Raw genomic sequence first — 19222 nt, forward strand, 5'->3', positions numbered from 1 at the left:
GAAGTTGAAGAAGCTCCAGCAAAAGCTGAAACACCAGCGGCTCCAGTTGCAGAAAAAGCAGCAGCTCCAGCAGCAAAACCAGCAGGTAAAAATGCAGGCCGTTATTCACCAGCTGTTATGAAATTAGCTCAAGAAAAAGGAATTGATTTAGCACAAGTTGTTGGTACTGGAAAAGAAGGCAGAATCACTCGTAAAGATATTCTAAACTTCACACCAGGACAAGCAGTAGCAGCACCAGTTGAAACGGCAGCTCCAGTAGCAGCAGCCGCTCCAACACCAGCACCAGCTGCACCAAAAGCAGCAGCAGCTCCAGTTGTAGCAAGTGGAAACGATGAAATCGTACCTGCTGACGGTGTTAGAAAAGCAATTGCTAAGAAAATGGTTCAAAGTGTTAACGAAATTCCTCATGCATGGATCATGGTTGAGGCTGACGTAACTAACATTGTTAACTTACGTAACAGCGTTAAAAATGATTTCAAACAACAAGAAGGTATTTCTCTAAGCTTCTTCCCATTCTTTGCTAAAGCAGTTGTTCAAGCAATGAAGAAAAATCCGAAAATCAATACATCATGGCAAGATGGTAACATTGTATACCATAAAGATATTAACTTATCAATTGCTGTGACAACAGATGAAAATCTATTTGTACCAGTTATTCATAATGCTGATAATCTATCATTAGCTGGTTTAACAAAAGAAATTAACCGTTTAGCTAAAGATGTTCGTAGTGGTTCACTTTCTAATGCCGATATGCAAGGTGGAACATTTACATTAAACAACACTGGTAGCTTAGGTTCAGTTCAATCAATGGGTATTATCAACCACCCACAAGCTGCAATCTTACAAGTAGAATCAATTAACAAACGCATTGTTCCTACTAAAGATGGCGGATTTAAAACAGCTGACATGGTTAACTTATGTCTATCAATTGATCACCGTATCTTGGATGGTCAACAAGCTGGTCAATTCTTACGTGATGTGAAAGAAAACTTAGCAAGATTCTCAAGCGAATCAGATATCTATTAATCATTAAATAGTTGTTAATTTAGGAATAAGATTTCCTGCCCGATTTTTGCGGGAAATCTTCTTCCTTAATATTTATTCTTATAAGTGCATTAATTCTCAAAGATTGTTATTAAATAAAATTTTAAAAATTAGGGGAAATTATCATGACAAATGAAGCCGTACAAACAAAGATGACACCCAAAGTATTTTTTAATAAATTATTGGCCGGTACTGCTCAAGGTACAATTATTGCGTTAATACCAAATGCTGTTTTAGGAGCTATCCTAAAATATTTTGCAGATATTGCTATTATTCAAATGATTATCCATGCCGCTCAAATTTTTCAAGTAGCAACACCATTAATTATTGCAGCGCTTGTTGCAAAACAATTTGACTTAACACCACCTAAAATGATGATTGTCGGAGGAGCTGCATTTGCAGGTTCTGGCGTTATCAAATTTGATGCTAAAGCCGGAGCGTTTATTGCTGCTGGTACTGGTGATATTATTAATATTATGATCACAGCCTCTGTTGCTGTTTTAATGATGATGTGGATCAAGAGTAAATTTGGTTCTGTCGAAATAATAGCGCTACCAATCGTTGTTGGTATCGGCGCTGGTTTAATTGGTATGTTGACTTATCCATATGTAACTCAAATTACAGCTATTATCGGTAACGTGATTAATACATTTACAGATTTCCAACCGATTGTGGCAAGTATTTTAATTGCTTGTTCGTTTGCAGCTTTAATTATTTCACCAATTACAACTGTTGCTATTGGTATGGCTATTCAATTAAACGGGGTATCAGCCGGAGCGGCAGCAATGGGTATTGCAGCAACAACAGTTGTATTAGTTATTAATTCATGGAAAGTAAATGAATCTGGTGTAACATTAGCGGTTGCTTTAGGTGGAATGAAAATGATGATGCCTAATCTTTTCAAATATCCAATCATTTTAGTTCCTTGTTTATTTACAGCGATTGTTTCAGCTATTCCAGTTGCCTTATTCAACATTTCAGGAACTCCAAACTCAGCAGGATTTGGTTTAGTAGGACTTGTAGGACCACTAGCTTCATTAGATGCAGGATTAAACGTTTTACTATTAATCATTTCTTGGTTTGTTGTCCCAATTGCAGCAGGACTTTTTGCGAAATTCTTATTTGAAAAAGTTTTAAAATTATATGACAGTAGTGTAGTTTTTGCTTATCAAGGATAATAAAAAAATCGAGATTATTAATTGTTCTTAATAATCTCGATAAAGTCTTTGATATCTTTTGTGATGTGGTAGTCTTTTCTTAAAGCAATACCAATTGGAAAGTAATCATATTTATCTATTAAAGGAATCCATTTCACATTATCACTCTTGCCGACTTCACGGTATTCGATTGGTAAGATGCAAATGGATTCATTTTTATTTACGCTGTGAAGTAATACTTGCAAATCGTCATTATGTAAAACAATGTTTGGCTTATAGCCACAATCACTTGCTCGGTCAATTAAAAGTCTTCCAAGCATAAAATTGGTAGTTAATGATGAGAAGCGTTGTCCTTCTAAATCTTTAAAAGTTAATTCTTCTTTTTGAGATAAGGGATTACTTTCAGGAACGACAACATGGACATTATAGCCTTTTGTTGATGTACCAAGTGCTTCGATTGTTAAAGTTTCTGGATAGAGGTTTGGAAATGAAATCAAGCCAATATCTAGTTCATTTTGATTAAGTAGTCCTTGTAGATATGGTGAGCCATCTTGTTTGATGACTAAATCTATATGAGGATGAGTTGAGAGATACTGAGAAATTTCTTTCATAAACTGAACAGAGAAAAGAGTGGTAATACCAAGTTTTATTTGTTTTTTCTTTTCATCAGGGTTTTCATTCATATTGTGAATATCAACGACTAATTGGTCAAATTGATCAACAATTTTTTGACCTTCTTCATAAAGGTAAAGTCCAGTTCGTGTTAATTGGAAAGGTTTATCCGTATGAGTAAAAAGAGAAGTTCTTAATTCGGTTTCTAATTTTTTTAAAGCTAAGGATAATGTAGGCTGCGTTACGAAAAGATTTCTAGCAGCTGCGGATAGGTTATTTGTGTTTGCAATTTCAATAAAATATTTTAACTGTTGAATATTCATAAAAATCACCTTTCAAAATGTTTTAAAAAAACGGTTCCAATTGTCACTTAAAAAGAGACAACAAGAAGATTTACTCTACCATTGATTTTAACACAAAAAGCATGATTTTAAAGCATTCGAAGCTTATTATTTATAAAAAATTGAATTTAATAGAATCTATTTAAGTAGTTTTTATTAAAATATAAAAGTAGGAGTGGATTGAGAATGAAAATTATTATTGCAGGAGCAGGAGCTATGGGAAGTCGTTTTGGCTTAATGTTACATCAAGCTAAAAATGACGTCATTTTAATAGATGGTTGGCAAGAACATATTGATACGATTAAAGAATATGGACTTCAAGCCAATTTTAATGGTGAAGAAGTGACAGAGATGATTCCAATTTATCATCAAAGTGATATTTCATCAGTTGAGTTTTCAGCAGACTTAGTGATTTTATTTACAAAAGCGATGCAATTAGATGGTATGATGCAATCTATTAAAAATATGGTCGGAGAAAAGACAAAAGTGTTATGTCTTTTAAATGGTATTGGACATGAAGATGTCATCAAAAAGTATGTCCCATTAAGTAATATTCTTTTAGGAAATACAATGTGGACAGCTGGACTTGAGGGACCTGGAAAGGCAAAATTATTTGGTAATGGCTCCATTGATCTTCAAAACTTAGGAAATGAAGGAAAAGAATCAGCTGATGAGGTCATTGCGGTGTTAAATGATGCCAAGTTGAATGCAAAATATTCAGATAATATTTTATCTTCAATCTATAAGAAAGCCTGTGTGAATGGAACGATGAATGGTCTTTGTACTATCTTAGACTCAAATATGGCTGATTTTGGTGAAACCGATGTAGCTGATGTAATTGTAGAGAGTATTGTTTCTGAGTTTGCCCAAGTAGCAGAGAAAGAAAATGCAACATTAGATATAGATGCTGTGTTAGCACAAATAAAATCTTGTTATAACCGTGAAACGATTGGGTTACATCATCCATCAATGTATCAAGACTTGATGATTAATAATCGTTTAACTGAAATTGACTTTATCAATGGTGCAATTGTAAGAAAAGGTGAAGTGTATGGCATTGAAACACCCTATTGTTCTTTCTTAACTCAGTTAGTTCATGCTAAAGAACAAATAATGAAAGCAAAATAAAATTATAAAGACTTAAAATAATTTTTTTAAGTCTTTAATTGAGCAAGATAATATCACCAACTTTTTTAAGTGACTCTTTTTTTAACCTATATAAAATGTAATAAAAATCATGATAATTTCTGAAAACAACTTCATAAAACCTATAAAATCAACCTTTCAGGCTAGGTATTAAAAAAATTAATAGTTAAATAAATTTTAATTATTTGTAAAAAGTTTCACAGACGGATATAGTTATTGTGAAATAAGTAATAGATTGAGGTGAGAATTAGTAAGAGGTTCTAAGTAAATTAGTTTTTGTACTCTCTTAAGTGAAGTAATTCGCAAACTAAGTTTAAGAGACTAGTCGATAAAAAGGATAGGGGAAAAGAGTTATGTCAAAAGAAGTAAGTGAAAACAAACTAACCGTTAAAAGCTTTTTTAATAAATTATTAGCAGGTACAGCGCAAGGAACTATCATTGCATTAATACCAAATGCTGTATTGGGAGCTATTTTAAAATATTTTGCTGATGTTGCTATTATCGAAAAAATTATTCAAGCAGGTCTGATTTTCCAATTAGCGACACCTTTGATTATTGCAGCATTAATTGCTAAACAATTTGATTTGACACCACCAAAAATGATGATGGTGGGAGGTGCAGCATTTGTCGGATCAGGAGTGATTAAGTTCAATCCTGAGGTTAAAGGATTTGTTGCAGCAGGAACAGGCGACATTATTAATATCATGTTAACTGCGGCGATTGCTGTATTAATGATGATTTATATCGATAATAAATTTGGTTCAGTTGAAATTATTGCTTTACCGATTGTTGTTGGTGTTGGAGCTGGAGTTTTAGGTATGTTAGCCTATCCATTTGTTACCCAAATTACAGTAGCTATTGGTAATGTCATTAACAACTTTACAGAATTCCAACCAGTTGTGATGAGTATTTTAATAGCGTGCTCTTTTGCGATGTTAATTATTTCACCAATTACAACGGTAGGAATTGGGTTAGCCATTCAATTAAATGGTGTTTCAGCTGGAGCTGCCGCTATGGGAATTGCTGCTACAACTGTTGTATTAGTAATTAATTCATGGAAAGTTAATGAATCAGGTGTGACTTTAGCAGTAACATTGGGTGGAATGAAAATGATGATGCCGAATCTTTTCAAGTATCCAATTATTTTATTACCAATTTTAGTAACGGCAACGATATCAGCTATTCCAGTTTCAATGTTTAATATTTCAGGAACACCAAACTCAGCAGGATTTGGGTTAGTAGGATTAGTAGGACCGCTTGCCTCACTTGATGCAGGACTAAACTTTGTCTTATTGCTTATCTGTTGGTTTGTAGTACCAATTGTAGCTGGATTAGTATCAAAAATCGTATTTGAAAAAATGTTTAAACTTTATGACAGCAATGTTGTCTTTAAATATCAAGGATAAAAATTAAAAAATAAAAATTTTAGGAGTGTATGATAAATGAATATTATTATTGCAGGCGCAGGAGCTATGGGAAGTCGTTTTGGATATATGTTACACAAAGCAGGTAATGAAGTTGTTTTAGTAGACGGATGGCAAGACCATATTGACTCGATTAAAGCAAATGGGTTACAAGGCTCATTTAACGGAGAAGAAATTAAAGAGTCAATGACTATCTATAATCAAAATGAATTAGGCAATGTTGATTTTTCAGCGGACTTAGTTATTTTATTTACTAAAGCAATGCAATTAGACAACATGATGAATTCATTAAAAGAAATGGTAGGAGAAAAAACGCAAGTTCTATGTCTTCTAAATGGAATTGGACATGAAGATGTTGTTAAAAAATATGTCCCAGAAAGTAATATTTTATTAGGGAATACAATGTGGACAGCAGGTTTAGAAGGTCCTGGACATGTTAAATTATTTGGTAATGGATCATTAGAATTACAAAGTTTAGGTAACGATGAAAAAGCGGCTACTGAAGTAATTGAAGTGTTAAATGCAGCAGATTTGAATGCTAAATATTCACACCATATCCGTGCTTCTATCTATAAAAAAGCTTGTGTGAACGGTACAATGAACGGTTTATGTACTATTTTAGACTCAAATATGGCGGATTTTGGTGAAACAAGTGTCGCAGACGATATTGTAGAAACAATTGTGAATGAATTTGCTGCAGTAGGTAAACATGAAGGAGTAGAACTAAATGTACCCGAAGTGTTAGCTCAAATCAAAACTTGTTATAACCGCGAAACAATTGGATTACACCATCCATCAATGTATCAAGATTTAATTGTAAGTAATCGTTTAACAGAAATTGATTATATTAATGGGGCAATTGCTCGTAAAGGATTAGCATACGGTGTCGTAACACCTTACTGTACATTCCTAACTCAATTAGTTCATTCTAAAGAACAAATTCTAGGTGCTAAGTAATCGATTAAAATAATGTTTAAGAAGCTGGTTTAGTCACTAGCTTCTTTTTGTTTATTTTAACTAAACAAATAATTATTTTAGGATAGAGTCATCTAATAAAATGAAAGTAAAAAATGATATAATTTTGTTTGAAAGAGGTGACCCGTATGAAAAAAATAGAAAGCATAAGTTATGATGAATCTTTAAACAACTTTAACTTGTCTGGCAAGATTCATAGTTCTTTTAATCGTACTTTCAATGTTTTGACAGAATCAGATCATTTTTTTACGGTTGCTGTGAATAGTGTTTTTGATGGCCCAAATATGTTAAAAATTAAAGAATCTAATTTTGAAAGTTTGGTATTTGAAAGAGGTATGATGGTTAAACAAGTGGATGAAGGATTAGTTATTGCTGATAAAGTGTGCCTGGATTTATCGACTGCGGCGATCTATCAAATTCAACCTTTATTTTTCCCTAGTAAACCAAATAGAAAAAACACTACTGTTTTTTCAGCACTTGAAAAAAAGTTATCAGAACAGTTAGACACTGTGGGCTTTTTTAGAAAAACATATCAAAATAACCTTGAAAAAGAGCAGCACGATAGATTATTAACATGTAAAAATGCATTGAATACAGCTGTTAAAGAAGAAAATAAAAAGCTGCTAGAAAAAGAAGTCATTCAATTGATTGGGTACGGAAATGGCTTAACACCTTCTGGAGATGATTTTTTAACAGGTCTTTTACTCGTAGCAAATAGCGTTAATTATCCTTTTGTTACTTTAAGGAACAGTCTAAATGGAGCAGTCAGTCGTAATTTAAAACGAACAAATGATATCAGTCAACATCAATTACTTCATGGCATAGAGGGTATTGCTTTAGAACCGGTTATGACTTTTTTAAGAGAACTGTATCAAGAAGAAATAGATAGTATTCAATTAGAGAACTCGCTTAATCAAGTTATATCGATTGGTTCTTCTTCTGGAAGTGATATGTTAGCTGGAATATTATTTGGTCTAGAAGTCACTTTTCAAAAAATAATCGACCGTGAGAATTGACAAGTCTAGCAGAAACGAGGAAAATTAAGGTACCAGTTTTGAGAGGACAGGTGAGTTTATGGAAAATTTTAATTTTAAAGCAGAAACTAATATTTTGTTTGGTAAGGGTCAAGTAGATAAATTACCAAATGTATTAAGTTCTTTTGGGAAGAATGTACTACTCGTTTATGGGGGAGGAAGTATTAAAAGAAGTGGCCTATATGACAAAATTAATCAATTATTAGGTGATGATTTTAATTTATTCGAGTTACCTGGAGTAGAACCTAACCCAAGAATTGAAACGGTTAGAAAAGGTGCAGCACTTTGTAAGGAACATAATATTGATGTCTGCTTAGCAGTTGGCGGAGGTTCTACTATTGATTGTACCAAAGCAATTGCTGCTGCTAGATTTTACCAAGGTGATCCATGGGATTTTACACAGGATAGTCGTTTAGTTAAAGAAGCTTTACCAATTGTAACGATATTAACGATTGCAGCAACAGGTTCTGAGATGAACGGTGGTTCCGTTTTAACTAATGTAGAGACAAAAGAAAAATTAAGTTTTGGTTCAAGAAAAGTTGTTCCAAAAGTATCTATTTTAGATCCAACGTTAACTTTTTCTGTTCCAACCTATCAAACTTTAGCAGGCTCCTCAGATATTTTAAGTCATTTATTTGAAAATTATTTTAACAAAACACCAAATACAATGGTTCAAGATGGAATTGCTGAAGGCTTGATGAGAACAGTCTATCATTACACACCTCTTGCTTTGAAAAATCCAGAAGATTATGATGCAAGAGCCAATTTAATGTGGGCAAGTTCTCTTGCTTTAAATGGTTTAACGGGTTCAGGAAAATCAGGTATTTGGTCATGCCACGGAATGGAACATGAATTAAGTGCTTATTATGATATTACTCATGGTATTGGTTTAGCAATTATTACACCAAGATGGATGCAACATATTTTAAGTGAAGAAACAGCTGAGCGTTTTGCGATGTTCGGCCGTCGTGTGTTTGATCTTGAAAAAGATGACGACATGATGAAAACAGCCCAAAAAGCGATTGAATTGACTTACGAAACCTTTAAAGAGTGGGGTGTTCCAATGACTCTTGGTGAAGTAGGGATTGATAATAAATTACTAGAAGAAATGGCAGAACAAACGATTAAACATAAAGATTTAGCAACTGAAGCTTATGTGTCACTAGACAAAGAAGATGTCTTAGCGATTTTTGAAGCATCGTTAGAAGAAATGAACTTCTAAAAAGAAAAAATCTAAAGGAGTGGTTTTTTGCAGCACCTATTTATGATTTTTATTGTATATGCTTTTATCGGTTGGCTATGGGAAAGTTTTTTTTGTTCATTTAAAGCAAAACATTTTGTTTATCGAGGTTTCTTATTAGGTCCTTATTGTCCTGTTTATGGGTTTGGCGTTGTTGCAGTGTTACTACTAATTCCAAAAGAGTATGGGACAATGCTAAATTTATATTTTAATATTGTAGTCATTGTGACGATAGTTGAATATATTACAAGTTGGCTACTGGAAAAATTCTTTCAAATGCAGCTGTGGGATTATTCAGAAGTTCCTCTTAATATCCATGGAAGGGTAGCTGTTCCAGTTTCGGTCTTTTGGGGATTTGGTTGTCTATTTTTAGTTCAAGTCATTCAACCTCGAGTAGATGAAATGATTCATACTGTTAATCAGGTGACGAATGGTTGGCTTCCTGTTGTCTTGTTTGTTATTTTTAGTGCAGATGTATTAAGTACATTGCTATTTACACTAACGACAAAGAAAGAAGTGGAAGCTGTTGTAGATACATCTGATAGTGAAAATGCTGTTATTAAAGAGTATCGATTGAAACACTTATTTGTTAATCATGAAGAATCTAACAGCAGACAGCGTGTATTAGAGCATCTCCATAGTAAAAAACCTCAATTGAAACATCGTAATTTGCATAGAATTGTTAATAATTATCCAAATTTTAAATTAAAAAAATAAAAAGAAGACTTCTTATCAAATTCGTCATTGAATTTAATAAGAAGTCTTTTTAGTTTTTCTATTCCTTTTTATTGAGGAATGTATAGAGGCATGAAGCCAAGACCGATAAGAGTCACAACAAAGATTAAGAAAATACCTGCTGCGTATTTAGCAGATTCTTTTTGCCATTCTCCCATATCTAATCCAGTTAATCTTAATAGTAAATAGATGAAAGCTACTAATGGACTTAGTAAATGGAATGCTTGTCCCATTAATGAAGCTAGAGCTAAGTGCATATTTGAGAAACCATATGAACGTCCAGCTTCTGCTAAGACTGGTAAGATACCAAAGTAGAAACCATCATTTGAGATAAAGAATGTACCAGGAGCAGAAATTAAAGCAACTACTAATCCCCAGAATCCAGCCAATTGTTGAGGAATAATCTTAGTAAAGCTCATTGCTAAAGCATCAGCCATACCAGAACCTTGGAATAGTCCCATAAAGATACCAGCGGCAAATACTAAAATAACAACTTGAACAGCGTCTCCACCGTTAGCACCGATACGTTTAGATTGATCTTTAAGATTTGGATAATTTACCATTAAAGCAATACAAGTACCAACTAAGAATAATAATAATGGTGGCATTCCAATTTTAGGAATAAATGAGCCAGCTACTAACCAAGCGATTAAGACAATTGTCAAAATGCCGTTAAAAGCAAAGTTTTTAGGACGTCTAATTTCAATTAATTCAGGGTCTTGAATACTAGTCATTGTTAAAATTTCATCTTCAGTTAAGTTAACAATTCCTAAACGAGCACGTTCTTTTTTACCCATTCTTGGGGCAACAAAACAAATAACATAAAGTAAAGATAGAATCATACCAGGAATTAAGTAAGATAAAATTTCAGGACCAACATCTAATACAGCCATAGCACGCGCTGTAGGTCCACCCCATGGTAAAAGGTTCATAATTGTATTTTGTAAAATAACCAACACTGCTAAGTTCATTAATTTCATATCTAATTTTTTGTAAATAGGAATGAATGCAGAACAAGTAATTAAAGTAGTAGTTGTTCCATCTCCATTTAATGATACGGCTGCTGCAACGACTGCTGTAGCGACCAAGACCTTCATTGGATCTCCTTTAGCAAAACGAATCATTTTTTCAGTGATTGGATCAAATAAACCTGCATCCAACATAATTGAGAAATAAAGAATAGCAAATAATAACATGATACCTGTGTTTGAAGTTGTTTTGACACCTTCCATAACGAAGTCGCCGATGTTACCTTTTTTAGCAACCCCTGTTACCATTGCAATGATTGTAAAGATTAATGGAACAATTACTAATGAAGTAAACGGTGACATTTTTTTCTTCATAATAACGTACATAAATACAATAATCATGGCATAGGCTAAAATTGTTAATAACATACTTTTATCATCCTCTCTTTTTGATTACCAATTGTGAAATCATGAATAAAAACTAATTCGTTTGATTGGTAATGCTTACATAGATGTTATAACTTTTTTTTAAAATAATCGTTCTTTTTTATTTTAAAAAACAAAAAAAAAACACTTGGATAGATAGAATGTTAATGAAATGTTAATTAAAAGTTAAAAAAAGGTTAAATCAAATAAAAGCTTGATATATCAGTGTTTTGATCAGGTTTAGTCTATTTACTAAAATAAAAAACATCAAAAAAACACTGATATATCAACAATATCGAAAAAAACAACCTATAATTGACTTAAATAAAAAATTAAAAGGGAGGTACAAAAATGGGTTTGTTCGATTTTTTATTTAAGGGTAACAAGCAAGAATCAGAAGAAAAACATCTTTCTAAAATAGTAAAAGAAGAAAATGATGATTTCGTTGATGTTGCTCCTTATATAGAAGCAACTAAAGAAGAAGCTAAGTTAGTTAGTTTAATTGCTACTTCAATTGCAACTGGTGATTCACCAGAGTCATCATTTGTAGTTAAAAAAGTTTTAAAACGTAACCCAGAAGCTAAAAAAATTTCATTGATTGCAGCAAGCATTGCCGCAATCGAATCAAATGGATCACCTTTAGTGGTTAAGAGAATTCAAAAAAGAAAGGGAGAAAAAGAATGTTAAGAAAATTTAAAATTAGATTAGAAGGCGAAGAGTACTTAGTAGAAATGGAAGAAATTGGAGGAGTACCACAAGCCGCACCAGCACCAGTTCAACAGGCCGCACCAGTTGCTGCTCCAGTACAAGAAGCACCAGCCGAGCAAGCAGCACCAGCTGTATCTGCTGCACCAGTAGCTCCTGGAGAAAATACATTAGATGCGCCGATGCCAGGTACTATTCTAAAATTATTAGTAAACGTTGGGGATACAGTAACAGAAAACCAACCGTTACTTATATTAGAAGCAATGAAAATGGAAAATGAAATTGTAACAAAGAAAAATGGTGTTGTTAAAGCAATTCATGTGCCACAAGGTCAGGTAGTTAATGCAGGAGACGCACTAATTACAGTTGAATAAAAATTTAAATAAAAAAAGGAAGTGAAGTAAGTGGAATCATTGATCCAAGGTATAACTTCAATAACAATGGGACAAATTGTCATGATGCTTATTGGATGTATTTTAATGTATTTAGGAATTAAGAAAGAGTATGAGCCAACATTGCTTGTACCAATGGGATTAGGAACGTTACTTGTTAACTTCCCAGGAACTGGTGTTTTAACACAAACAGTAAACGGTTCTGAAGCTGAAGGTGTTTTAGATATTCTATTTAAAGCAGGAATTAGTACAGAACTTTTTCCACTTTTAATATTTATTGGTATTGGAGCCATGATTGACTTTGGTCCATTATTACAAAATCCATTTATGTTATTATTTGGAGCTGCGGCTCAATTTGGTATTTTCTTTACAATTATTGTTGCTATTTTCTTTGGTTTTGATATCAAAGAAGCTGCTTCTATAGGTATTATTGGAGCTGCTGATGGTCCGACTGCTATTTTCGTATCAAACCAATTAGCACCTAATCTACTTGGACCAATCACAGTAGCGGCCTATTCTTATATGGCTCTTGTACCTATTATTCAACCGGTAGCTATTAAGGCAGTAACAACTAAAAAAGAACGTCAAATTAGAATGACTTATAAAGCTGAAAGTGTTTCTAAAATGACTAAGATTTTATTCCCAATTATTATTACAATCGTAGCTGGATTTATTTCACCGATTTCTCTACCATTAGTTGGGTTCCTAATGTTTGGTAACTTGTTACGGGAATGTGGTGTGTTAGATAGATTATCATTGACAGCCCAAAATGAATTAGTGAACATTGTAAGTATTTTATTAGGTTTAACAATTTCAGTTAAAATGCAGGCTGAGTTATTCTTAAATGTTCAAACACTTATGATTATCTGTTTTGGTTTAGTAGCCTTTGTAATGGACTCAGTTGGTGGTGTTTTATTTGCTAAATTAATTAACTTGTTTAGAAAAGAAAAAATCAATCCAATGATTGGGGCTGCTGGTATTTCTGCCTTCCCAATGTCAAGTCGTGTTATCCAAAAAATGGCAACAGATGAAGATCCTCAAAACTTTGTTTTAATGTATGCTGTTGGAGCGAATGTTTCAGGACAAATTGCTTCAGTTATTGCAGGTGGATTATTATTAGGATTCTTTAGCTAATAAAAATAGATTAGAAAAAGAAAGCGAAGGTGAAATAAATGAGTGTAGATATGGAGGCCTTAAAAATGGCTGGTGAGTTAATGTTGTTTGGAATGGGTGGCGTATTTTTAGTTTTATTCGTCCTATTCTTAGTATCAAAAGGATTGCTAGCAGCTTTTCCAGCAGATAAAGAAAACAAATAAAGAAGCAGGTGAATTCAGTGTTTAGTATAAAAAGAATCTGGCTTAATCGAGATAAGAAATTGTTTCAAGAATGGTCAAATTTGCTTGTATCAAATGAACTAGCTGTTGATACTCAGGTTGATTATACAATTGGAATTTTTAATGAAAATCAATTAATTGGAACGGCCTCTTTATATCAAAATATTATTAAGTGTGTTTCTGTCTCATCCGATTATCAAGGCAATGATTTGCTGGCTAAGCTGGTAACTCATCTTCTTGAGTATTTGAAAGAACAAATGATTTTTCATACTTTTTTATATACTAAACCTGAATCAGCTATTCTTTTTAAAGGACTAGGGTTTGAAGAAATTATCAGAACTGACCAAGTTGTGTTTATGGAATTTGGACAACCAAATTTTGATAGTTTTTTAGAAATATTGAAACAAAACAAACAATCTTTTAAAACGGCAAGTAGCATTGTAATGAATGCTAATCCATTCACTTTAGGTCACTTCTATTTAGTAGAAGAAGCATCAAAACAGAGTGAATGGGTCTATGTCTTTGTTGTTTCAGAGGACTCATCAGAATTTTCTTCTGATGAAAGAATGGAACTTGTAAAACAGGGGTGTGCCTCTCTTACTAATGTAACAATCTTACCAACCATGACGTATCAAGTGTCATCAGCAACATTTCCAAGCTATTTTCTAAAAGAAAGAGCAGAATTAGCTGTTGCCAAAACTCAGGCAACGCTAGATGCTAAGTTATTTAAGGAAAAAATTGCCAAAGCGTTGAACATAAAAAAACGTTTTGTTGGAGATGAGCCTTATTCGAAAGTAACTAATGTCTATAATGAAGCGATGAAAACTGAATTTCAAACAGATATTGAATTGATTATTTTAAATAGAAAAGAAGTTGAGTCAGAAATAATCAGTGCGACTAAAGTAAGAAAAGCTTATGAAGAAAAAAATTGGTCTAAGATTAAAAAAATGGTACCTGAGACAACCTACAATTACTTACTAACTAGAGGAGAATGAAAATGGAAATCAAAAAAACAGCTTCTGCTGGAACTTTGGAATCTAGTGATATTATGATAACTATCCAAAAAAGTGAAACAGAAGGAATTAGTTTACATCTTGAAAGTAGTGTAGAAAAACAATTTGGTCGAAGAATTAGAGAAGTCATTACCAAGTCATTGGAAAATTTAAATGTATCATCTGCTAAGGTCGTGGCTATTGATAAAGGAGCTTTGGATTGTACAGTTATGGCAAGAACAATTACAGCTGTTCACCGTGCTTCAAAAGAAGATATTAATCAATACGATTGGAAGGAGATTGACTCATGGAACGTTTAAGAAGAACAATGATGTTTGTGCCTGGTGCAAACGCTGCAATGTTAAGAGATGCTGCCCTTTATGGAGCAGATTCAATTATGTTTGATTTAGAAGATGCGGTTTCTTTAAAAGAAAAAGATTCAGCAAGAACATTAGTCCATTTTGCTTTAAAAACATTTGATTATTCGAATGTAGAGACAGTGGTTAGAATTAATGGGTTAGACACAGTTGGAGCCCAAGATGTTGAAGCAATGGTTTTAGCAGGAGTTAATGTTATCCGTTTACCTAAAACTGAGACTGCACAAGACATTGTTGATGTTGAAGCGGTTATTGAAAAAGTTGAAAAGGAAAACAATATTCCTGTTGGCCGTACTAAAATGATGGCTGCAATTGAATCAGCAGAAGGTACTTTAAATGCTAGAGAAATTGCTCTTGCTTCTGATCGACTAATTGGTATCGCTTTAGGTGCTGAAGATTATGTTACTAACATGAAGACAAAAAGACATCCTGATGGACAAGAATTATTCTTTGCTAGAAGCTATATTTTACATGCAGCTCGTGCAGCGGGGATTGCAGCAATTGATACTGTTTATTCTGATGTTAACAATATGGAAGGTTTTGCTGATGAGGTTCGCCGAATCAAACAATTAGGTTTTGATGGTAAATCAGTTATTAACCCAAGACAAATTCCAGTGGTCAATGATATTTACGCACCAACTGAAAAAGAAATTCAACATGCTAAAGAAGTTATCTGGGCTATTCGTGAAGCAGAAGAAAAAGGCTCAGGTGTTATTGCCTTAAATGGTAAGATGATTGACAAACCAATCGTAGAGCGTGCTGAACGTGTAATCGCTTTAGCTAAAGCAGCTAAATTAATTTCTGAGGAGGATTTATAAAATGGGTCAAAATAAATTAGGTAGAGATATCCCTCAAGAATTTGCAGAACAATATGGTGTGTTTGGTGGAGAGTTTGAAGAAATAAAAACTTATCAAGAACATAGCCGACAAATTAATCCTGTAAAACCAAGAGATACGAAATTATTAGGAAGTATCAAAGAAGCAATTGAAAAAACAGGGCTAAAAGATGGTATGACAATTTCATTCCACCATCATTTTAGAGAAGGCGACTTTGTCATGAACATGGTTATGGACACTATCGCTGAGATGGGGATTAAAAATATTTCGATTGCACCAAGCTCAATTGCCAATGTTCATGAGCCTTTAATTGGTCACATTAAAAATGGTGTTGTAACCAATATCACTTCTAGTGGCTTACGAGATAAAGTTGGAGCTGCTATTTCAGAAGGCATTATGGAAAATCCTGTTGTTATTCGCTCTCACGGTGGACGTGCTCGTGCGATTGCCCGTGGAGATATTAAAATTGATGTTGCCTTTTTAGGTGCACCAAGCTCTGATGCTTATGGAAACGTAAATGGAACAGTTGGTAAAGCGACTTGTGGTTCATTAGGTTACGCGATGATTGATGCCAAATATGCAGAACAAGTTGTTATTATTACAGATTACCTTGTAGACTACCCAAATACACCAATTAGTATTCCTCAAACAGATGTTGATTATGTTGTTGAAGTTGATGCAATTGGAGATCCAGATGGAATTGCTAAAGGAGCGACACGTTTTACAAAAAATCCTAAAGAGTTATTGATTGCAGAATATGCGTCAAAAGTTATTACTAAATCACCTTATTTTAAAGAAGGATTTTCTTTCCAAACAGGTACAGGTGGTGCGTCACTAGCTGTGTCTCGTTTTATGAGAGAGACCATGATTAAAGAAAATATTACAGCAGACTTTGCTCTTGGTGGAATCACTAATGCAATGGTGGAATTATTAGAAGAAGGTTTAGTTAAGAAAATTATAGATGTTCAAGATTTTGATCATCCATCAGGTATTTCTTTAGGTAATTCAGAAAACCATTACGAAATTGATGCTAATTTTTATGCTTCTCCATTAAGTAAAGGAGCTGCTATTAATCAATTAGATGTGGCTATTCTTTCTGCTTTAGAAATTGATACAGACTTTAATGTTAATGTTATTACTGGTTCAGACGGTGTTATCCGTGGCGCATCAGGTGGTCATAGTGATACAAGTGCTGCTTGTAAAATGAGCTTAATTATCTCACCATTAGTTCGTGGTAGAATTCCAACAATAGTTGAAGCAGTCAACACAGTTGTTACACCAGGTTCAAGTGTTGATGTGGTTGTAACAGAGATTGGTATTGCCATTAATCCAGCTCGTCAAGATTTAATTGAAGCCTTTAAGAACTTGGATGTTCCTCAATATACGATTGAAGAATTACAAGAAAAAGCGTATGCCATTGTTGGCGTTCCAGATAAGATTGAATATGGTGAAAAAACAGTTGCTTTAATTGAATACCGTGACGGAACTATTATTGATGTGGTAAAAAATGTCTAAGAATTTATTTGTTTCAGATGAAGAGGTCGTGCTTCTAGATATGTTAGAAGCGCGAGAACGTCGCCAAGAAAAACAAATGAGCTTGTTAACGTCTCATGACGCGCTAACTTTAGTGAGCATGACAATGAATATTCCAGGAAGCGTAAAAGTAATTCCTGAGATAACTCAAATTTTTGATCATCTTTTTGAAGAGTTAACGATTTTGTTTAAAGATTGTCTGTTTTTGAAAGAGTTATCTCATGATAAAACTGGACATGAAGGTTATTTTCTTTTAGAAAAAGAAAAAGAATCTATTAAAAAGCAATTAATTATGCTAGAAGAAACTGCAAATTTTGGCCGTTTATTTGATTTAGATGTAGTAAATTTAGTGGATGGAAACATCACTTTAATAAGTAGAAAAGATTTTGATTTAACTCCAAGAAAGTGTTTTATTTGTAATGAAGATGCAAAAGCTTGTGGGAGAAATCGAACTCATTCGGTTGAAGACTTACAACTAGCCATTTCCGAATATATTGAAGAAAGAAGGGATATGCTAAATGACTAAAAAAGTAAAGTTTATGGAAACAGTTCTTCGTGATGGTCAACAAAGCTTAATCGCGACAAGAATGCCTATTGAAGATATGTTACCCATTTTAAAAACAATGGATGAAGCAGGTTTTTATTCTTTAGAGGTTTGGGGTGGTGCTACTTTTGATTCTTGTCTCCGATTTTTAGATGAGGATCCATGGGAGAGACTACGTACAATTAGAAAAGAAGTAAAGAATACTAAACTTCAAATGCTATTAAGAGGACAAAACCTTTTAGGATATAAAAACTACTCTGACGATGTAGTAGAAAAGTTTATTGAAAAATCAATTAAAAATGGCATTGATATTATCCGTGTTTTTGATGCTCTTAATGATTTGAGAAATTTAGAAACTTCAGTTAAGGCTATTAAAAAATATGGTGGACATTGTCAAATGGCTATTTCATATACGACAAGTGATGTTCATACAGTGACGTATTTTCATCAGCTTGCTATTGATATGGCTAAACTTGGTGCAGATTCAATTTGTATTAAAGATATGGCTGGGGTATTACTACCTGAAACAGCTTTTGAATTAATAACAAAAATTAAACAAGATGTTAACATCCCAATTGAAGTTCATACACATGCAACAAGTGGTATTTCTGAAATGACTTATTTAAAAGCTGTTGAAGCTGGAGCAGATATTATTGATACAGCAATCTCCCCGTTTAGTGGTGGAACAAGTCAACCAGCAACAGAATCAGTTGCCTTTGGTTTACAAAATTTAGGGTATGATACTGGTCTTAATATGACAAAATTAGAAGAAATTTCGGATTACTTTGGTGTGATTCGAGATAAATTTAGAGAAGATGGCACACTTAATCCTAAAGTAAAAGATACACAGCCTAAGACACTTCTTTATCAAGTGCCTGGTGGAATGCTTTCAAACTTGTTAAGTCAGTTAACAGAACAAGGAAATGCTGATAAGTACGAGCAAGTTTTAGAAGAAGTGCCAAAAGTAAGAAAAGATATGGGCTATCCACCTTTAGTGACCCCTTTATCACAAATGGTAGGAACTCAAGCTTTGATGAATGTCTTATCAGGAGAAAGATACAAATTAGTGCCTTCAGAGATAAAAGATTATGTTAAAGGGCTTTACGGAGCTTCACCAGTTCCAATTGAACAAGAAATTATTGAAAAAATAATTGGTGATGATGAACGTGTAACTGTTCGTCCAGCTGATTTACTTGCGCCAAGTTTTGATCTTTTCAAGGAAGAGATTTCAGAGTACGCTAAAAGTGAAGAAGACATTCTAAGTTATGCTCTATTTCCTAAGCAAGGAAAAGATTTCTTAGGAAGACGTGAAGATCCGTTTTATGATGTTGTTATTCAAAATGTAGAAGTAAGTATAGAGTTATAGAGATAGAAGAGGTTATGACATAAGTCGACCTCTTCTTTTG

At 33.5% G+C, this 19222-nt stretch carries 19 protein-coding genes and 1 pseudogene; 18 read left to right on the forward strand and 2 right to left on the reverse strand.

From position 1 onward, the window contains the following. Positions 1-87: 87 nt before the first annotated feature. A pseudogene (locus H9L18_RS06115) lies at positions 88-1026 on the forward strand (dihydrolipoamide acetyltransferase family protein); the annotation flags it as partial. A 143-nt stretch (positions 1027-1169) separates the two neighbouring features. Continuing rightward, positions 1170-2222, forward strand: coding sequence for a PTS sugar transporter subunit IIC (locus H9L18_RS06120; protein ID WP_126791833.1), 1053 nt, complete (start codon positions 1170-1172; stop codon positions 2220-2222). 17 nt (positions 2223-2239) lie between these two features. On the opposite strand, the gene H9L18_RS06125 is transcribed toward H9L18_RS06120, so the two are convergent. Next, entirely contained in the window at positions 2240-3136 is an 897-nt protein-coding gene (locus H9L18_RS06125; RefSeq protein WP_126791831.1) for a LysR family transcriptional regulator, read from the reverse strand. A gap of 204 nt (positions 3137-3340) precedes the next feature. Between H9L18_RS06125 and H9L18_RS06130 the strand changes: the two genes are divergently transcribed. The 6 genes from H9L18_RS06130 to H9L18_RS06155 all read left to right on the forward strand — a co-directional run bounded on the left by H9L18_RS06130 (position 3341) and on the right by H9L18_RS06155 (position 9690). After that, complete coding sequence (locus H9L18_RS06130) at positions 3341-4282, forward strand: 2-dehydropantoate 2-reductase (protein ID WP_126791829.1); 942 nt, start codon at positions 3341-3343, stop codon at positions 4280-4282. A 371-nt stretch (positions 4283-4653) separates the two neighbouring features. Continuing rightward, positions 4654-5706, forward strand: a complete 1053-nt coding sequence (locus tag H9L18_RS06135) for a PTS sugar transporter subunit IIC (RefSeq protein ID WP_126791827.1) — start codon at positions 4654-4656, stop codon at positions 5704-5706. Positions 5707-5742: 36 nt separating this feature from the next. Further along, positions 5743-6681, forward strand: a complete 939-nt coding sequence (locus H9L18_RS06140) for a 2-dehydropantoate 2-reductase (protein ID WP_126791825.1) — start codon at positions 5743-5745, stop codon at positions 6679-6681. A gap of 146 nt (positions 6682-6827) precedes the next feature. Further along, positions 6828-7715: an oxamate carbamoyltransferase subunit AllH family protein gene (locus tag H9L18_RS06145; protein WP_126791823.1), complete on the forward strand. Its 888-nt coding sequence runs from the start codon at positions 6828-6830 to the stop codon at positions 7713-7715. Positions 7716-7773: 58 nt separating this feature from the next. Continuing rightward, positions 7774-8955 carry an iron-containing alcohol dehydrogenase gene (locus H9L18_RS06150; protein ID WP_126791821.1) on the forward strand — a complete coding sequence of 394 codons (1182 nt, stop codon included), beginning with the start codon at positions 7774-7776 and terminating at the stop codon, positions 8953-8955. 42 nt (positions 8956-8997) lie between these two features. Continuing rightward, positions 8998-9690 (forward strand): putative ABC transporter permease, encoded by a 693-nt coding sequence (locus tag H9L18_RS06155; protein WP_126791819.1) that lies wholly within the window; start codon positions 8998-9000, stop codon positions 9688-9690. A 68-nt stretch (positions 9691-9758) separates the two neighbouring features. Here the strand turns inward: H9L18_RS06155 and H9L18_RS06160 are convergent, their stop codons facing one another. Beyond that, positions 9759-11105 (reverse strand): CitMHS family transporter, encoded by a 1347-nt coding sequence (locus H9L18_RS06160; protein ID WP_126791816.1) that lies wholly within the window; start codon positions 11103-11105, stop codon positions 9759-9761. Between the two features lie 348 nt (positions 11106-11453). Here H9L18_RS06160 and H9L18_RS06165 point away from each other — a divergent pair, with 348 nt between their 5' ends. From H9L18_RS06165 to H9L18_RS06210, 10 genes are read left to right on the forward strand one after another with little or no spacing between them, the layout of a single operon-like run. Continuing rightward, positions 11454-11789 carry a hypothetical protein gene (locus tag H9L18_RS06165; RefSeq protein WP_126791814.1) on the forward strand — a complete coding sequence of 112 codons (336 nt, stop codon included), beginning with the start codon at positions 11454-11456 and terminating at the stop codon, positions 11787-11789. Next, entirely contained in the window at positions 11783-12181 is a 399-nt protein-coding gene (locus tag H9L18_RS06170) for an acetyl-CoA carboxylase biotin carboxyl carrier protein subunit (RefSeq protein ID WP_126791812.1), read from the forward strand. The genes H9L18_RS06165 and H9L18_RS06170 overlap by 7 nt, the downstream gene beginning before the upstream one ends. Before the next feature lie 30 nt (positions 12182-12211). Then, a complete protein-coding gene (locus H9L18_RS06175) occupies positions 12212-13333 on the forward strand; it encodes a sodium ion-translocating decarboxylase subunit beta (protein ID WP_126791810.1) in 1122 nt (373 codons plus the stop codon). A gap of 38 nt (positions 13334-13371) precedes the next feature. After that, entirely contained in the window at positions 13372-13515 is a 144-nt protein-coding gene (locus tag H9L18_RS06180; protein ID WP_126791808.1) for an OadG-related small transporter subunit, read from the forward strand. 17 nt (positions 13516-13532) lie between these two features. After that, a complete protein-coding gene (citC, locus tag H9L18_RS06185) occupies positions 13533-14528 on the forward strand; it encodes a [citrate (pro-3S)-lyase] ligase (protein ID WP_126791806.1) in 996 nt (331 codons plus the stop codon). Positions 14529-14530: 2 nt separating this feature from the next. After that, on the forward strand, positions 14531-14845 hold the full coding sequence (gene citD, locus H9L18_RS06190) for a citrate lyase acyl carrier protein (RefSeq protein WP_126791804.1): 315 nt from the start codon (positions 14531-14533) through the stop codon (positions 14843-14845). Continuing rightward, on the forward strand, positions 14833-15720 hold the full coding sequence (gene citE, locus H9L18_RS06195) for a citrate (pro-3S)-lyase subunit beta (RefSeq protein WP_126791802.1): 888 nt from the start codon (positions 14833-14835) through the stop codon (positions 15718-15720). The genes citD and citE overlap by 13 nt, the downstream gene beginning before the upstream one ends. 1 nt (position 15721) lies before the next feature. Next, positions 15722-17254, forward strand: a complete 1533-nt coding sequence (gene citF / locus H9L18_RS06200) for a citrate lyase subunit alpha (protein ID WP_126791799.1) — start codon at positions 15722-15724, stop codon at positions 17252-17254. Further along, positions 17247-17798 carry a citrate lyase holo-[acyl-carrier protein] synthase gene (gene citX, locus H9L18_RS06205; RefSeq protein ID WP_126791797.1) on the forward strand — a complete coding sequence of 184 codons (552 nt, stop codon included), beginning with the start codon at positions 17247-17249 and terminating at the stop codon, positions 17796-17798. The genes citF and citX overlap by 8 nt, the downstream gene beginning before the upstream one ends. Further along, positions 17791-19182, forward strand: a complete 1392-nt coding sequence (locus H9L18_RS06210) for an oxaloacetate decarboxylase subunit alpha (RefSeq protein WP_126791795.1) — start codon at positions 17791-17793, stop codon at positions 19180-19182. Before citX ends, H9L18_RS06210 begins: the two co-directional genes overlap by 8 nt. The last annotated feature ends 40 nt before the right edge of the window (positions 19183-19222 follow it).

This window comes from Vagococcus carniphilus, from assembly GCF_014397115.1.
In the GTDB taxonomy this organism is placed as follows: domain Bacteria; phylum Bacillota; class Bacilli; order Lactobacillales; family Vagococcaceae; genus Vagococcus; species Vagococcus carniphilus.

Bases quoted from the DNA above. Each gene is read 5' to 3' on its own strand.
- H9L18_RS06120 (WP_126791833.1), top strand. From the start codon at position 1,170: ATGACAAATGAAGCCGTACAAACAAAGATGACACCCAAAGTATTTTTT.
- H9L18_RS06155 (WP_126791819.1), top strand. From the start codon at position 8,998: ATGATTTTTATTGTATATGCTTTTATCGGTTGGCTATGGGAAAGTTTT.
- citF (WP_126791799.1), top strand. From the start codon at position 15,722: ATGGGTCAAAATAAATTAGGTAGAGATATCCCTCAAGAATTTGCAGAA.
- H9L18_RS06210 (WP_126791795.1), top strand. From the start codon at position 17,791: ATGACTAAAAAAGTAAAGTTTATGGAAACAGTTCTTCGTGATGGTCAA.
- citX (WP_126791797.1), top strand. From the start codon at position 17,247: ATGTCTAAGAATTTATTTGTTTCAGATGAAGAGGTCGTGCTTCTAGAT.
- H9L18_RS06160 (WP_126791816.1), bottom strand. From the start codon at position 11,105: ATGTTATTAACAATTTTAGCCTATGCCATGATTATTGTATTTATGTAC.
- H9L18_RS06145 (WP_126791823.1), top strand. From the start codon at position 6,828: ATGAAAAAAATAGAAAGCATAAGTTATGATGAATCTTTAAACAACTTT.
- citD (WP_126791804.1), top strand. From the start codon at position 14,531: ATGGAAATCAAAAAAACAGCTTCTGCTGGAACTTTGGAATCTAGTGAT.
- H9L18_RS06150 (WP_126791821.1), top strand. From the start codon at position 7,774: ATGGAAAATTTTAATTTTAAAGCAGAAACTAATATTTTGTTTGGTAAG.
- H9L18_RS06165 (WP_126791814.1), top strand. From the start codon at position 11,454: ATGGGTTTGTTCGATTTTTTATTTAAGGGTAACAAGCAAGAATCAGAA.
- H9L18_RS06170 (WP_126791812.1), top strand. From the start codon at position 11,783: ATGTTAAGAAAATTTAAAATTAGATTAGAAGGCGAAGAGTACTTAGTA.
- H9L18_RS06180 (WP_126791808.1), top strand. From the start codon at position 13,372: ATGAGTGTAGATATGGAGGCCTTAAAAATGGCTGGTGAGTTAATGTTG.
- H9L18_RS06135 (WP_126791827.1), top strand. From the start codon at position 4,654: ATGTCAAAAGAAGTAAGTGAAAACAAACTAACCGTTAAAAGCTTTTTT.
- H9L18_RS06140 (WP_126791825.1), top strand. From the start codon at position 5,743: ATGAATATTATTATTGCAGGCGCAGGAGCTATGGGAAGTCGTTTTGGA.
- citE (WP_126791802.1), top strand. From the start codon at position 14,833: ATGGAACGTTTAAGAAGAACAATGATGTTTGTGCCTGGTGCAAACGCT.
- H9L18_RS06130 (WP_126791829.1), top strand. From the start codon at position 3,341: ATGAAAATTATTATTGCAGGAGCAGGAGCTATGGGAAGTCGTTTTGGC.
- H9L18_RS06125 (WP_126791831.1), bottom strand. From the start codon at position 3,136: ATGAATATTCAACAGTTAAAATATTTTATTGAAATTGCAAACACAAAT.